This window comes from Paenibacillus diazotrophicus, from assembly GCF_042610465.1.
On the sequence record NZ_JBGJZN010000003.1, the window covers coordinates 516,369 to 531,054 of the forward strand.

Sequence of the window (14,686 nt, forward strand, 5' to 3'; positions counted from 1 at the left end):
AAGATGTAATGGTAACACAGGAACTAATAGTATGACTTTGATTACGAAGTTTGTGAGTACAAAAGAGATGGGAGAGTTACGCTGAAATGAATGAAGTTTTCATGAGGAAGAAGAGTAAAGAGCAGTTGCAGGGAATGAAGAAGCTGCAAGCCAAAAAGTGGATTGCGGCATCATTAGCAGGAGTATTATGGATCATGCCTGTTTTGGGCAGTGAAGGTTTGCCGCAATTAAGCTTAGGAAAGGCACCTATCGCGAAGGCGGCCTCATCCTTTGCCGTGACCAAGCTGGGTGAAGAAGTAATTACTTCAGGCGCTATTATGATGAAATACAAATATACAACAGCCCGTTCCGGAAAGAACGTAACAGGTCTTGCGGATGTTATCCGCGTAGATCTTAATAATCCCTATGTATCTCTGGATGTAATGACAGGCAAGAAAGGCCAATTAACCACACGGCAAAGCACCGGTGGAATGGCGGCAGAGAATGGGGCGGTAGCCGCAGTGAACGGAGATTATTTTAATACAGGAGGAGAGGGTGCTCCTATCGGTGGTCAGGTTTCTGGCGGAGTTGTGGTATCCACACCTTCACAGCTTGAAGGCATGTATGCTTTTGCCGTTACCAAAGACCGCAAACCTGTAATCGATGAGTATTCGTTCGAAGGGCTGGTTACTGCGGAGGACGGAGCTCAGTTTCCATTGTCTGGTATCAATAAAGGCGCATACAGCCCAGAAGGCGGTAGTTCGACTTATAGCCATGCCAATGCGGCTTATATCTATACGGATGCCTGGTCTGCTCTGGACCGGCCAAAGAACAGCTCGACTACACCTACCGAGGTGCTTGTGGAGAATGACACCATTACCCAGATTTCAGTAGACAAAGCTTTACCTATAGCGGTGCCCAAGGGAGCCTACATTCTGCGGACACATGGGCTGGGAGCCCAGTTCGTCAAAGCTCATCTGACTGTAGGACAAAAGCTGAGCAGTGTCTATACCCTTCGTTCCAAAACCACCCAGCAGGAGCTTGACCCTGCCAGTCTGCAGATGATGATTGGCGGGCATACCATTCTGGTGAATAACGGCCAAGCGGCAACGTTTTCCCGCTCCATCTCCAGTATTGGGGGCTACCGCGCACGTACAGCACTCGGCTATTCACAAGATGGAAGATATGTGTACGTGATTGCTGTCGAGGACAATGCCAACAGTGCGGGCATGTCACTGACCGAGCTTCAATCCTTCATGAAGAATATTGGGGTCTGGAAAGGATTAAATCTGGATGGAGGCGGATCTACAACTATGGTAGACCGGCCGCTTGCCGAAACCTCTACGAGCCTGACCTTCAATACCGAGTATGGCACCGAACAGCGGAGTATTGTCAACGGAGTGGGTGTCTACACCTCCGCTCCGCAAGGCGAAGTGAAAGGGATCAAGATTAGCGGCAGCACGGTAATGCTGATCGGACAAAAGGCATCCTATTCTCTAAAGGGCTATGATACGTATTACAATCCTATTGATGTAGCTGCAGGGAATCCTTCGTGGACTTCTAGTAATGGCAGTGTAACTGTAAGCGGAGGGATTGCTGCCGGGGTCAAAGCAGGTACAGCTACATTGACAGCTGCCAGCGGTGCCGCCACAGCCTCGACAAGGATTACAGTACTGGGTGGAGAAGACCTGTCAGGTCTAACGGTAGCCACAGCTACAGCGCCGCTGACGGTCGGGACATCAGTATACGTGCCTGTGACTGCTTTGGCTAAAAACGGCGCGTCGCTTACCGTTCCGCCAGCATCACTGAAATGGGAGCTTATCGGTTTCAAGGGTAGTGTTCAGGATGGCAAACTGAAGGTGGATTCGGTAGATGCAGGTGTCACGACAGGATATGCAATCGCCCGTTATGACGGCTTCAGCACGGCAGTTGTATTGTCTGCAGCAGCGGCTACGCCATGGGAGAACTTCGAAAGTGTAGGTTATCCGATTGCCTTCACATCCAATGTGGGCAGTGTGACCGGAACGGCTGCAGTTGTGGCCGGTAACGCTGAAAAGGCTGGCTCTAAGGTACTGTCACTCAGCTATGATATGACTGCAGGCAGTGGGAAGATGTATGCCTATGCCCAATTGAACGGGACGAGTGGTAAACAGATTCCAGCAACGGCAACGTCGATGTCACTTGATGTGATGGGTGATATGAGTCTTAACTGGCTCCGGGCTGAAGTTGTAGATGGTAGTGGGACTACCTCCTACATTGATTTGGCCAAAGTAATAGACTGGAACGGCTGGAAGAGTCTCAATATTGATCTGTCAGGCTCAGGGATCAAGTTCCCGGCAACGCTGAAACGCTTGTATGTAGTGAATGTAGAAGAAGGCCAGGATGAACGGGCGAAGACAGGAACGGTTGCTTTTGACAACTTGTCATTCGTAATGCCTTCTCTGTCCAGTGAAGCCGGACTTCCAACGGGAACTGCTGCGATGAGTATCGGGTCTAAGTCCATAACGGTCAACGGTGTAAAGAAGGCGATTGATGTGGCTCCTATTGTTAAAAATGGAAGTACCTATGTGCCGATAAAAGTAGTCCTGGATGCATTTGGCGGGAGTGCCTCTTGGGATCAGATGACCAAAAAGATTCTGGTGCTTCGCGGGGCCAAAGCGCTTGATCTGACGGTTAACAAGAAGGAATTCATACTGAATGGTAAACGTCAGAGTGCTGAAGTAGCGCCTTTAATCCTACAAGGCAGGACTTTAGTACCGCTTAGATTGGTTTCGGAGCAGCTGGGACTCACCGTAAAATGGGAACAGAAAACGAAGACCGTAACTATCGAATCATGATATGGTAATATTAAAGGAAAGTCTTTAATACGATCCGATAGAAATGGGGCAAGCATCCGTGGAATTTCAAGCCGATGCGATAGATCGCGTCATTAAGAATACCATCGACGTGATGGAGAGCAGCAAGTATCAGATTTTTGAAATATTGCAGGTTGCACGGGATGAGCTTGTTGCACTCAACAAAGAACTGCAGCGGGTCATGGATGAAACGGATGAAACATTGCAAAAGGTAGACAAGCTGGAGCTGCAGTATCACCGCTCCCGTATCCGGCTGACAGAGGTCAGCCGGGACTTTGTCCGCTACTCCGAGAAGGATATCCGAATCGCTTATGAGAAAGCGACAGAGCTTCAGCTTGAACTGATGATGACCAGAGAGAGGGAGGTCTATCTTCGGAGCAGGCGTGACGAGCTGCAGCTGCGGGTCCGCAGTGTCGAAAATTCGGTAGAGCGGGCAGAATCGATTGGTTCGCAAATGAGCGTTGTTCTGGAATATCTATCCGGAGAACTAGGACAAGTGACGAGAATTGTCGAATCTGCGAAGAACCGCCAGATGATCGGACTCAAAATAATCCTGGCTCAGGAAGAGGAACGCAAAAGAATTGCCCGGGAAATTCATGACGGTCCTGCTCAAATGCTGGCGAATCTAGTCCTAAGGACGGAAATTGTAGAAAGAATGCTGGTAAAGCAGGAATTTGGGCTGGTACAGGACGAAGTATTAGACTTGAAAGGGCAGGTAAGATACAGCCTGGAAGAAATGCGGAAGGTGATTTTTAATCTGCGTCCGATGGCGCTTGATGATTTGGGTCTGATTCCGACACTCAGGAAATACGTACATGACTATGAGGAAAAGACAAAGATCCGAACCTCTTTTGAAACGAGGGGTAAGGAGCACCGGCTGTCATCAGCTATGGAGGCAGCCGTATACCGTTTGGTCCAGGAGGCATTGTCGAATGCGGCCAAACATGCTTTTCCGAGCTACGTATTAGTGGAGATCACTTATCAGGCACAACTGATCAAGATTGTCGTGAAGGATAATGGTCTAGGGTTCAATGTGAAGAAAATCAGTGAACAGGCCAATCGTGAAAGCTTTGGGCTGGTCGGCATGCGGGAACGCGTGGAACTGCTCGAAGGAAGAATGGAAATACTATCAGCCGAGAATCAGGGTACAACAATTGTAATTCACATTCCGACGAATGTGGAAAAAGGGAAGGAGTAATGTGATGGAAAACCAGAATCCTGGCAAGTCGCCCATTAAAGTTCTTTTGGCCGATGATCATCAGTTGTTTCGTGAAGGGCTAAAGCGGATTTTAAATATGGAGGAAGATATTGAGGTCATTGGGGAATGTGGTGATGGTATTCAGGTGCTTGAATTTTGCAATGAAACCAAACCAGATATTGTCCTGATGGATATCAATATGCCCATTGAAAATGGTGTGGAAGCCACACAAAAGCTGCGGGAAATGTTCCCGGATGTCAAAGTCATTATTTTATCGATTCATGATGATGAGAGTTATGTATTTGAAACGCTGCGCAAGGGTGCCAATGGCTATTTGCTGAAGGACATGGAGGCGGAATCGCTTATTAATGCCATCCGCTCGGTCTGTGAAGGCCATGCCTTTATTCATCCAAAGGTTACTGGCAAGCTTATTAATCAGCTGCGCCGTATGACATATCTCAATGAAACAGGAGCTATTGCTGAAACTGCAGTTAAAGAGGCTGGAGTCAAATTTGTTGCAGGTGACAACAATCCGCTGACCCGGCGTGAAGCAGAAGTGCTTCGTCTGATGGCTGAAGGCAAGAGCAATAAAATGATCGGTGAATATCTGTTTATCAGTGAAAAAACCGTCAAGAACCATGTGAGCAGTATTCTCCAAAAAATGGAAGTTGATGATCGTACTCAAGCTGTTATTAATTCGATAAAGTATGGGTGGGTAACGCTGTAGATAGTAGGTTAAGCTATTACATATAATGACTGCAGCACATTAGAAGGAAAATGCAGTCTGCCCTGGGCAGTCACCGACCTTTTATCACCGGCATATAGTGTCGGTATAAGAGGAGGTGTATCTCCATGGTAGCCCAGTTAATATGGATTGCGGCCATCTATGTTTTTGCGGTAGTGTTGGTTCATATGCTAAGTAAACGGGAGCGATCCCGGCAGGGTAGCCCAACAGGCAAACGGATTCAATATATTCTCATTACTCGTAATCATGAATATGTAGTGGAATGGTATATCAGAGCGCTGACCTTCCATTCTTTGATGAGCGGTAAGATACTGCAGGTAACCTTGATGGACGACGGATCGAGTGATGCAACATTGGACATAGCTACACGGCTTGCACGGAATGGTTCCGCACTGGAATTGATTCCGGCTAGGCCCATCTGTTCTTTGGAGTCAGATCACGAGCTCCAGTCTGGAGTCATAGTGGATTTACGGGGGACTGGACAACCGGTACCGCTGCCTTTTCTGCAAATGCCGTGGAGCAGGGGATGCAGATCAAAGCGAGGCGAATAATCATAACATATGCAGTTAAAGCAGGAAACGGGTGAAGCACACTCTTCAGAAATGGGGGAGTGTGCTTTTTTGTGCTGTTATGAGACAGCTGGGAGGAAATATTTTGAGGAGGTGCAGCAGATGCAGGTGGCTGTATATGCAGTGGAGCTTGGGGGGGACTGGAGTCTATGGGTTTCACTCGATATGAATGTAGACAGGTTATGGTGGAGTAGTAATGGAGCAGAACAGGATGGGTGGAGTAATTGTGCTGCGGACAAGCGGGTACTCCTCTCTATGGCTCTTCCTCTGGGTTGGGCGGTGAAGCTAAGGGAGCAATGGAGCTCCTTCCCGTCAGTAGGGCATTGGCAGGAGCAGGACTGGGGGAGATATATGGCAGATGTACTCAGAGCAGAAATAGATGAAGAGAGGAGAGCCGGCGGTAGCTGGAGTGTAGGTAGACTGTATAATGAAGTCTCTTTCCGGGCGTTATTGGAAGAGGAGGTTAGAACGACCGGAGGCGACCCAAGGGCCTACATTAACTATAAAGAGTACAATATAGCAAATGTAATGGAAGAAGACAGAGCGAAGGCTGCTCTAGGAGATGCGGCTGAACAGTTGATACAAGCGCTTAATGGCCGTTCATTACTCCAGACTGAAGTCGAAGCGCTCCTTGCAGAGCAGCTTCCTGGACTTACTGGGCAGTGGCGGGCGGCAGCACAACTCTGCAATTTGCAGGGGCGGCTGAGCTTGGACGCCGCTGTTGGCGTGTTACCTGCGCTCCGAAGCGCAGGTTCAAGTTCTACGGCGCGCGGCGCAGGCCGGTTCCCTGCGGTCACCAGCCGGTTCTTCTGCGCGGCGGCGCTCCGCCTACCGCAGCTGCGCCTGCCCCGGCGCGGCGTTGCCGTCCGCCGCGCCAGGGAATGCTGCCTGCGCTGCGGCAGCGCTCCCACGGGCCGCACGGCCTGCGCCGCGTGCGGCCTTGCGGGCTGCGCCTATTGCGAGGCCTGCCTCGCACTCGGGCGCAGTCGGGCTTGCGCGCTGCTGCTGCGCAGCGCAGCGCTTCCGGCCGTGCTGGGCACGGCCGGTTTTGACCCCACCGTGGCGGCACGCCGGTGGGGGCTTAGCGCAGCGCAGGCGGGAGCCGCTGGCGCTGCGCTGGAGTTCCTGGCGGAGCCGCGCAAGCGCTTCGCCGGGAGAGGCCCAGAGCGGTTCCTGCTCTGGGCCGTCACGGGAGCGGGGAAAACGGAGATCACGTTCCCGCTCCTGGAGGCGGTGCTCGCCGCCGGCGGCTGCGCGCTCGTCGCGACGCCGCGGCGCGACGTCGTGCTTGAGCTGGCACCGCGGCTCGCCAAGGCTTTCCCGGCAGAGACACTCGCCGTGCTGTACGGCGGCAGCGCAGACCGCTGGATCCGTGGCCGGCTGACTCTGGCCACTACCCATCAGCTGCTGCGCTTTAACCAGAGCTTTGATCTCGTCATCATCGACGAGCTCGATGCCTATCCCTATCACAATAATGCTATGCTGGCCTTTGCAGCGGAATCCGCATGCCGGCCGGGAGGACGCTTTATCTTTTTGTCAGCTACGCCCCCAGTGGTAATGCAAAGGGAGATCCGGGGAGGCCGTTTGCCGCATGCCAAAGTGCCGGCACGCTATCATGGCCATCCGCTCCCGGTTCCCCATCGGATAGAGATCAGACAGGTGGAGGTTTATCTTCGTAGGCAATCCCTGCCCGCATCCTTTGTCCGTTCTCTGGAGGAATCCGATCAGCGAGGCGCACAAATTTTTGTGTTTGTCTCACGGATTCGATATATTGAACCCCTTGTAGCTTTGCTGCGATTGCGGTTCCCTGCACTGCCGATTCAAGGGACATCTTCTCAAGATAAAGACCGTGCTGACAAAGTGCTTGCTTTTCGATCAGGGAATGTGAGGTTACTGGTTACGACAACCATTCTTGAGCGCGGGGTCACGGTACCCAAAAGCGATGTGTATATATTGGACGCAGACTGCAGTTTATTTGATGAGACTTCTCTGGTACAGATGGCTGGCCGTGCTGGACGATCCGTTGAAGATCCCTCCGGCAAGGTTTTATTTGCCTCTCCCTACTGGACCCGGTCTCAACGCTCTGCGATCCGGCAAATTCAGCAGATGAATAAGCTCGCTTATAAAAAGGGATATCTGCACAGCATACAAGAAGTAAAGCTATGACATCATCCTGGGAAAAAATGATACACCCGCTGGGACAATTGTTGTCTCCTTTGTCAAAGGTATGTCTGACCTGCGGACGAACGATTCATACTCATAACCCCAGTTATCCGGAACTCTGTCTTGCTTGCTGCGCATCAATTCCCTGGATAACATGCCTGCGCTGCAGGATATGCGGCCGTCATGTAGGATGTCCAGATTGCACTAGAGACAAAGGGATGACTCGGAATTATGTTATGAATCGAAGTGCTGTCACGTACAATGGGCAAATGCGCGAATGGCTGGCTCAGTATAAATTTCGGGGGAATGAAGCCTATGGGCCGCTTTTGGCTCGTATGGCAGGTTGGGCGGCCAAAGCTATGAAGAGCGAACTGAGCAGCCAGAGGATCGATGCTCCCGCACGGAACTTTCGCTTTGACGCAGTGACTTATGTGCCAGCAAGTTCGGACAGAATGATGGAACGCGGTTTTAATCAGGCGGAGCAGCTTGCCTTAGGTGTGGGGGCGGCTTGCAGGATCCCGGTGCTTTCATTATTGGAACGTATTTGTCATACCGAGAAACAAAGCCTGAAGTCCCGCCGGGAACGCATCCGGGATTTGCAGGGTGTATACGGGATATTGCCGGATTCTTCTGAGAGACTTATAACAGCTATCGGGAATTTGGAGAAGAAGCATGTATTCAAGCGGCCTTATTTTAAGATAAACCTGCGAAGAGAAACTTTCGGCATGGATCTTCTATCTCCTCTGAGAATTATTGTAGTGGATGATGTCTATACCACAGGAAGTACAGTAAACGCTTGCTCCAAGTTGATTCATGATATTTGCACAAGGATAGGGCGGCCGGTTGAGGTTTATATTATAACTTGGGCGAGATCCTGATTAATTTCTTTTGCAACGTGTATATAAAAGATATGGACGAGCCCCCTTGAATGATGTAATCTAACTATAAAATGATGTTAGTTGAAGGGACGAGTTAAAGAGTATGGGTATGAATCTTGGAAATTGCTCGCTCTGTGGAAAGCTATTTACCAATAATTTTAGAGATATTTGTCCTTCCTGCGCTAAACTTATTGATCTCGACTATGATAAATGCGTTAAATATTTACGCGAGATGAGAACAGCTTCCATTCAGGACGTACACGAGGCCACTGAGGTGTCTATTAGTCGGATTACTAAATTCATTAAAGAAGGGCGCATCTCGGTTGCCAACAATCCTAATATAATGTATCCATGCGAGGTTTGCGGGATACTCATCCGGGAAAATAATATGTGCGATTCCTGCCGCAGCCGCCTTACCCGTGAGATATCGGAAGCTGGTAAAGATAAGTCGCAATACAATCAGAATAATAAAAAAAATGGGGGCGCCTACAGCGCTGTTGACAAATTCCGCGATTAATTCCCCGCTTAAGTGACATAATATTCTTTATAAACCTATAGTATGCTATTCATAATATTTTAATTTGCGCCGATAAACTTAGTAAAGATTATCGGCTTTTTTATTCTAGTGAGGTGATTAATTTGAAAATTAATGAGACTGGACGCGTTTCCGGTGTTAACCCTTATCAACGCAATAGTTTTGACAATCGGGAGAGTCAAATTAATAAGAAGAAGCAAGTAGATCAGGTTTCGATCTCTGCAGAGGCCAAGGGTATGCTTGAAGAGACCAATCGAGTTAATGACCCTCAGCGTACTGAACGCATTGCGCAATTGAAGGAAGCGGTTAAAACAGGCGTATATCATGTCGAGGCCAACAAAATAGCTGAGAAGCTGGCCCCCTACTTCAAATCGTCATCCGAATCGGGTAAGCAGCAGTGAGTGTAGAACGGGTCACGGATACACTTCGGCGGATGGATGAATTATACCGGACGATGATTGTTCTAGGTAAAGAGAAGCAGGAAGCAATTATGGACAACAATGTAGATGCCCTGACTAAAGTGATGACTAAAGAGGCTCGTCTTATTAAAAAAAGTTCAGAGTTGGATGAAGAGCGGGAACAAGCGGCGGCTGACTTTTTGAAAGAGAAGGGTATTCGCTCGAAATTGAACTTAACCATTACTGAAATGACACGTCTTGTTTTTGATTTGACAGAGAAGCAAGACTTGCAATTGGCTCAGCGCCAATTGTCGGATACGTTAATTGAACTCAAACATCTGAATTCAATTAACAAGGATCTGCTGGAGCAGTCATTAACGTTTATAGATTATAGTCTGAATCTATTTATGAGCGAGCCCGAGGATGATATGGTCTACCGTAACCCAATGGAGACGGCTCCGGCCCAGAAACCGCGAAGTTTTTTTGATACTAGGGCTTGAGGAAAGATAGGGAGCGAGGATAATACAATGAGATCTACTTTTCATACACTTGAAGTTGGTAAACGTGGGATTTTGGCGCAGCAGACTGCACTTGCTACCACAGGCCATAACATAACAAATGCAAATTCCCCGGGGTACTCTAGACAGGTTGCCAAAATGGCAGCCGCAAGACCGATTGAATTTCCGGGAATGACCCGCTCGACCAATCCGAATCAAATGGGGATGGGTGTTGAGGTAACGAGTATTAACCGGGTTCGTGACTTTTTGCTAGATATTGAATACCGGAATCAGAATTCGGATCTAACCACTTGGAATGTTAAGCAAGAAGCATTGTCCAACATTGAAGGGATCTTCAACGAACCTTCGGATAACAGTATAGCAACAAGTATTTCAGAGTTCTGGAGTTCTTGGCAACAGCTTAGCAAAAACCCGAGTAGCACGGATCTATCAGCGAGAACTGTTGTTCAGCAGAAAGCGTTAGCACTTACGGAGACGTTTAATCATATTGCTTCTCAGCTCAATACGTTAAGCGATAATTTAACTCAGCGTATTGATGTGAGAATTGGCGAAGCCAATAAAGCAGCCACGCAAATCGCGGATTTAACCAGTACTATTAAACATGTGGAAGCGCTAGGTGATAACGCCAATGACCTTCGTGACCAGCGCGACTTATTGGTTGACCAGCTTTCAAGTTTAGGGAATGTGCAAGTGACAGAGACCGGTGATAATTACCAGGTCATGTTTGGTAGTGTTTTGGTTGTAAATGGGGACCAGCCGCCGACAGAGTTTACACTAGCGAACGCATCATCCCTCACCAAAGGGGAGATTGCAGGGTATATAGAATCCAGAGATGTGCATACTCAGAATTATATTAATCAAATGAATATCATGGCTAATACGTTAGCAACCGGCAAAATTGAGGTTACATTACCCGCAGGTTCCATCTTACCTCCAGGAGTCACTATTCCAGGTGCCCAAATGGATGTGACCAATCCGAGCATGTTGGCAAAGGACGCAAAGTATACCGTTGATGGTCTTAATGGACTACATAAACTGGGATATACATTACAGGACCCGGCAACGGTGGGGAAAGACTTTTTTGTGACGGATACCGGGAGTGGCACAATCACGGCTGCGAATATTCGCGTCAATCCGGAGATTGTTGCCAATCTAGCGAATATTGCAGCATCTATGCGAACCGAGAAGGTCACGGTGAATGGGGTAACTACAGAGAAAGTCCTTCAAGGTAATGGGAGTATGGCATTGTTAATTGCCTCATTAGCAGAGGGTAAATTTGATTATAGCAGCCAAAATGGTGCGATTGCGGATGATGGGACCTTTGGTGGATATCTTCAATCTGTCATAGCTCAGCTCGGTACAGATTCGGATAATGCCAGTCGGATGGTACAGAATGGTACATTGTTGTCGGACCACGCGGAGAGCTTGCGTCAGTCCGTAAGCAGTGTTTCGCTTGATGAAGAAATGGCAGATATGATTAAATTTCAGCACGCCTACAGTGCCTCATCTAGGGTAATAACAACAATTGACGAGATGCTAGATAAATTGATTAACGGTACTGGTGTAGTAGGGAGATAGGGGATGATAACATGCGTATAACTCAATCAATGATGAGTAATTCTATGATGAGTAATTTACAGACCAATTATAAACGAATGGATAAATATCAGGAACAGATGATGACCAATCGTAAGCTTAATCGTCCTTCCGATGACCCGGTTGGCGTATCCAGTGCACTGCAGTATCGGGCAGAGATTAGTTTTACAACGCAGTTTAAGGAGAACGCAGAAGATGCAGACTCGTGGATGAAGTTCAATGATAGCGTGTTAACAGAAACAACCCAAATTATACAACGGATGTCTGAATTAGCTGTTCAGGCGGGTACTGATACAGTACCTGCAGATGCTCGTAATAATATTGCTGAAGAGGTAGACCAGCTCTATAAACAGCTTGTGAATTTGGGTAACTCTCAGTTTAAAGGTAAGTATATTTTTAATGGTGAGAGAGTTAATGAAAAACCTTACCCTGACGATCCAGGAGACACCTCAAATCTGGCAAATCAATATAATCTCGATCAAGGTGAAGTCCAGTACCAGATAGGTGCGAGTATTTATATTCCGGTTAACATGACAGGGGATAAAATATTTGGAGCATTTGGTGATAATACTGGATTGTACAAAGTAATTGACGACTTTAAGAAGGCCTTGGTGGATACCAGTCCCGCAGGCACAGCATCTATTCAGAAGATAATCCCTGCGTTACAGGGGAATTTAGAGAAAGTTATAACTGCACAATCAGAGATTGGTGGCAAACAAAACCGTCTAGAGTTCACAATGACTCGCTTAGAAGATTTGAATTTGAATTATACTTCACTTCAGTCAACGACAGAGGATGCGGATATAGCTTCAGTTGTGACTGAACTCAAAACTTCGGAGAGTATTTATCAAGCGTCCCTGGATACGATGGCTCGCATAATAAGACCAAGCTTATTGGATTTTCTGAGATAGGGGTGATAGCAATTGCAAATTCCCCGTATACAAATACAACAAGGCTATAGCAAACTGGCAGTTGAGACTACTCAAGGACAATGGGATATCAAGCAACCTAAGCCTACGCTGAATTTAGATCAAGAATCAGGCGAATTGCAAATAGAGCAAAATGAAGGTAAGTTAGAGATTGATTCACAGAAAGCGTGGTCTGCTCTGGGGCTGGCAAGATTTCTGGAATTTGCAGATCGTGTGGCTCAGAGTTCGTTAGAATCATCTATGCAAAATATTGCTGAGATCGCACAGGCGGGGGATCGAATGATGGCATTTCAAAAAAAAGGAAATGCTTTCGCTGAGATTGCCCGACAGAATGCTTTTAAAGAACGACCTATCGAGTTCTGTGGCCCTCCAAGTTATGATAATGTTGATGTTACCTTCAGCCCAGGTACAATAAGTATGAATCACATCAGTAGTAAGGTGAGCGCTGATCCGGAGATTCATGCCCCTCAAATTGATTACATGCCAGGTAAGATTAAAATATATGTGGCTCAAAAAAACTTTATATCCATGACGGTGACCGGAGAGAATTTGAATAAGGTTGTCTAGTGAGCTTTACAATAGCTATAATGAACAGAAGGTTTCATATAGCTATTTTTTTATGATCTAAGGGGGATGGGAAATGCTAGTGAAGACAGCGAGATTTGGAGATCTAGAAGTAAATCATGAAGACATATGGAGCTTCAATAATCCGATTTTGGGGTTTGAGACGAATCGTCGATATATAAATATTCCTCAAGATAACAGTCCGTTTGAGTTCTTTCAATCGGTAGAAGATGAACACTTGACCTTTATCGTAACAGATCCTTTTAATTTCTGTCAGGAGTATGCGTTTACACTCGAGCAACACTGGCTTGATTCTCTTCATTTGGATAAGGAGGAACTAGTTGCTATACGATCGATTGTAACTGTGAGGTCATCCTCTGATATTTCAATTAATCTCAAAGCTCCTATTGTAATGAATGCCAGAACGAAGGAAGCTGCCCAGATTATTTTGGATAAATTAGAATATAGCACCCGGTTTTCAATCATCGGAAATACAGGGGAGGAGGCAAAGTGTGCTAATCCTATCGAGAAATAAAGGTCAGAAGATTATGATTAATGGGGATATCGTAATTTCTATTGTTGAGGTCACTGGAGACCAGGTTAGAGTAGGTATTGAAGCACCCTCTCAAGTAAGTATATACAGAGAGGAGATTTATAATGCGATTCAATTACAGAATAAAGATGCTGTTATGTCGGGAGATGCTCAACATATTTTACTCGGTATAGCTCCTCAAAAGAAAAAATAAAAAAAAGTCAAAAAACTATAAACAATAGTACAAATTATCCGATATATATTGTAGGACGAAAGACATGGCATTGACGGCCGCAAGCCATGGTTCGATCTTAAATGGGTGAAGCAAGGATGCTAATCACCAACACATTCCAAGGAGGAATTATATTATGCGTATTAACCACAATATCAGTTCGTACAACACTCAGCGTCAATTGGCAACTAACAACACTGCACAAAGTAAATCTCTTGAGAAATTGTCTTCGGGTTTGAGAATCAACCGCGCTGCTGACGATGCAGCAGGTTTGGCTATCTCCGAAAAAATGCGTAACCAGATCCGTGGTCTTGAGCAAGCATCCCGTAACTCATTGGATGGTATCTCCCTGATCCAGACTGCTGAAGGCGCATTGAATGAAACTCATGCAATGCTTCAACGTATGGGCGAGCTTTATAACCAGGCTGCCAACGAAACGTTGACCACTACAGACTCAGCTAAAATTGATGCTGAAATTTCTCAATTGACTCAACAAATTGATGCGGTTGCTAGCCAAACTCAATTTAACACCAAAGCTTTGCTTGATGGTAGTATTACAGATATTACTTTCCAAGTTGGTGCTAATGCTGGTGAAACAATTGCAGTTACATTGTCTGCAGCTGATTCCGCTAGTATTGGACTTACAGGTATGGCGGCGCTTGATGGTACGAATGCGACTGCAACAGGAAACATGACTAAAGTTCAGACTGCAATCGATAAAGTATCCGCTTTGAGATCTGACTTGGGGGCTGTACAAAACCGTTTGGAGCACACAATCAACAACCTGGGAACTACTTCCGAGAACTTGCAAGCTGCTGAATCCCGTATTCGTGATGTAGACATGGCTAAAGAAATGAGCGAATTCACGAAGCAAGGTATTCTACAACAAGCTGCAACAGCAATGTTGGCTCAAGCGAATCAACAACCACAAGGCGTACTTCAATTACTTCGTTAATTGGTTTAAAAGGGCCGGCCGGAAATTCCGGTCGGCCCTT

Annotated in this window: 15 protein-coding genes; all 15 read left to right on the forward strand. The window is 47.0% G+C overall.

Features of this window, described 5'->3' with window-relative positions; translation table 11 throughout:
* Window positions 1-86: 86 nt before the first annotated feature.
* The 15 genes from ACAN54_RS16420 (at window position 87) to ACAN54_RS16490 (ending at window position 14,646) form a co-directional block, all read left to right on the forward strand.
* Window positions 87-2,816, forward strand: a complete 2,730-nt coding sequence (locus ACAN54_RS16420) for a stalk domain-containing protein (protein WP_379157212.1) — start codon at window positions 87-89, stop codon at window positions 2,814-2,816.
* A gap of 58 nt (window positions 2,817-2,874) precedes the next feature.
* On the forward strand, window positions 2,875-4,032 hold the full coding sequence (locus ACAN54_RS16425) for a sensor histidine kinase (protein WP_379157535.1): 1,158 nt from the start codon (window positions 2,875-2,877) through the stop codon (window positions 4,030-4,032).
* 4 nt (window positions 4,033-4,036) lie between these two features.
* Window positions 4,037-4,759 carry a response regulator gene (locus tag ACAN54_RS16430; RefSeq protein WP_074087298.1) on the forward strand — a complete coding sequence of 241 codons (723 nt, stop codon included), beginning with the start codon at window positions 4,037-4,039 and terminating at the stop codon, window positions 4,757-4,759.
* A 125-nt stretch (window positions 4,760-4,884) separates the two neighbouring features.
* On the forward strand, window positions 4,885-5,328 hold the full coding sequence (locus ACAN54_RS16435; protein WP_379157216.1) for a glycosyltransferase family 2 protein: 444 nt from the start codon (window positions 4,885-4,887) through the stop codon (window positions 5,326-5,328).
* A gap of 120 nt (window positions 5,329-5,448) precedes the next feature.
* Window positions 5,449-7,512, forward strand: coding sequence for a helicase-related protein (locus ACAN54_RS16440; protein ID WP_379157219.1), 2,064 nt, complete (start codon window positions 5,449-5,451; stop codon window positions 7,510-7,512).
* 233 nt (window positions 7,513-7,745) lie between these two features.
* Window positions 7,746-8,387: a ComF family protein gene (locus ACAN54_RS16445; protein ID WP_379157222.1), complete on the forward strand. Its 642-nt coding sequence runs from the start codon at window positions 7,746-7,748 to the stop codon at window positions 8,385-8,387.
* Window positions 8,388-8,496: 109 nt separating this feature from the next.
* The gene (locus ACAN54_RS16450) at window positions 8,497-8,904 is read left to right on the forward strand and encodes a flagellar protein (RefSeq protein ID WP_379157225.1); all 408 of its coding nucleotides are present in this window, start codon (window positions 8,497-8,499) and stop codon (window positions 8,902-8,904) included.
* Between the two features lie 122 nt (window positions 8,905-9,026).
* Window positions 9,027-9,323, forward strand: a complete 297-nt coding sequence (gene flgM, locus ACAN54_RS16455; protein ID WP_379157228.1) for a flagellar biosynthesis anti-sigma factor FlgM — start codon at window positions 9,027-9,029, stop codon at window positions 9,321-9,323.
* A complete protein-coding gene (locus ACAN54_RS16460) occupies window positions 9,320-9,820 on the forward strand; it encodes a flagellar protein FlgN (protein WP_379157231.1) in 501 nt (166 codons plus the stop codon). The genes flgM and ACAN54_RS16460 overlap by 4 nt, the downstream gene beginning before the upstream one ends.
* 27 nt (window positions 9,821-9,847) lie before the next feature.
* Window positions 9,848-11,416, forward strand: coding sequence for a flagellar hook-associated protein FlgK (gene flgK, locus ACAN54_RS16465; RefSeq protein ID WP_379157234.1), 1,569 nt, complete (start codon window positions 9,848-9,850; stop codon window positions 11,414-11,416).
* Between the two features lie 11 nt (window positions 11,417-11,427).
* Window positions 11,428-12,345, forward strand: a complete 918-nt coding sequence (flgL, locus tag ACAN54_RS16470; protein ID WP_379157237.1) for a flagellar hook-associated protein FlgL — start codon at window positions 11,428-11,430, stop codon at window positions 12,343-12,345.
* 12 nt (window positions 12,346-12,357) lie between these two features.
* On the forward strand, window positions 12,358-12,930 hold the full coding sequence (locus ACAN54_RS16475; protein WP_379157240.1) for a DUF6470 family protein: 573 nt from the start codon (window positions 12,358-12,360) through the stop codon (window positions 12,928-12,930).
* 73 nt (window positions 12,931-13,003) lie between these two features.
* Window positions 13,004-13,462 (forward strand): flagellar assembly protein FliW, encoded by a 459-nt coding sequence (gene fliW / locus ACAN54_RS16480; protein WP_379157243.1) that lies wholly within the window; start codon window positions 13,004-13,006, stop codon window positions 13,460-13,462.
* Window positions 13,440-13,673, forward strand: coding sequence for a carbon storage regulator CsrA (csrA, locus tag ACAN54_RS16485; RefSeq protein ID WP_379157246.1), 234 nt, complete (start codon window positions 13,440-13,442; stop codon window positions 13,671-13,673). Before fliW ends, csrA begins: the two co-directional genes overlap by 23 nt.
* A gap of 154 nt (window positions 13,674-13,827) precedes the next feature.
* Window positions 13,828-14,646 (forward strand): flagellin N-terminal helical domain-containing protein, encoded by an 819-nt coding sequence (locus tag ACAN54_RS16490; RefSeq protein WP_379157249.1) that lies wholly within the window; start codon window positions 13,828-13,830, stop codon window positions 14,644-14,646.
* Window positions 14,647-14,686: the final 40 nt, after the last annotated feature.

What these genes read in the sequence shown, in the direction of transcription:
- ACAN54_RS16420 (WP_379157212.1), top strand. Translation starts at nt 87, where the DNA reads ATGAATGAAGTTTTCATGAGGAAGAAGAGTAAAGAGCAGTTGCAGGGA.
- ACAN54_RS16430 (WP_074087298.1), top strand. Translation starts at nt 4,037, where the DNA reads ATGGAAAACCAGAATCCTGGCAAGTCGCCCATTAAAGTTCTTTTGGCC.
- ACAN54_RS16435 (WP_379157216.1), top strand. Translation starts at nt 4,885, where the DNA reads ATGGTAGCCCAGTTAATATGGATTGCGGCCATCTATGTTTTTGCGGTA.
- ACAN54_RS16440 (WP_379157219.1), top strand. Translation starts at nt 5,449, where the DNA reads ATGCAGGTGGCTGTATATGCAGTGGAGCTTGGGGGGGACTGGAGTCTA.
- ACAN54_RS16445 (WP_379157222.1), top strand. Translation starts at nt 7,746, where the DNA reads ATGAATCGAAGTGCTGTCACGTACAATGGGCAAATGCGCGAATGGCTG.
- ACAN54_RS16450 (WP_379157225.1), top strand. Translation starts at nt 8,497, where the DNA reads ATGAATCTTGGAAATTGCTCGCTCTGTGGAAAGCTATTTACCAATAAT.
- flgK (WP_379157234.1), top strand. Translation starts at nt 9,848, where the DNA reads ATGAGATCTACTTTTCATACACTTGAAGTTGGTAAACGTGGGATTTTG.
- flgL (WP_379157237.1), top strand. Translation starts at nt 11,428, where the DNA reads ATGCGTATAACTCAATCAATGATGAGTAATTCTATGATGAGTAATTTA.
- fliW (WP_379157243.1), top strand. Translation starts at nt 13,004, where the DNA reads ATGCTAGTGAAGACAGCGAGATTTGGAGATCTAGAAGTAAATCATGAA.
- ACAN54_RS16490 (WP_379157249.1), top strand. Translation starts at nt 13,828, where the DNA reads ATGCGTATTAACCACAATATCAGTTCGTACAACACTCAGCGTCAATTG.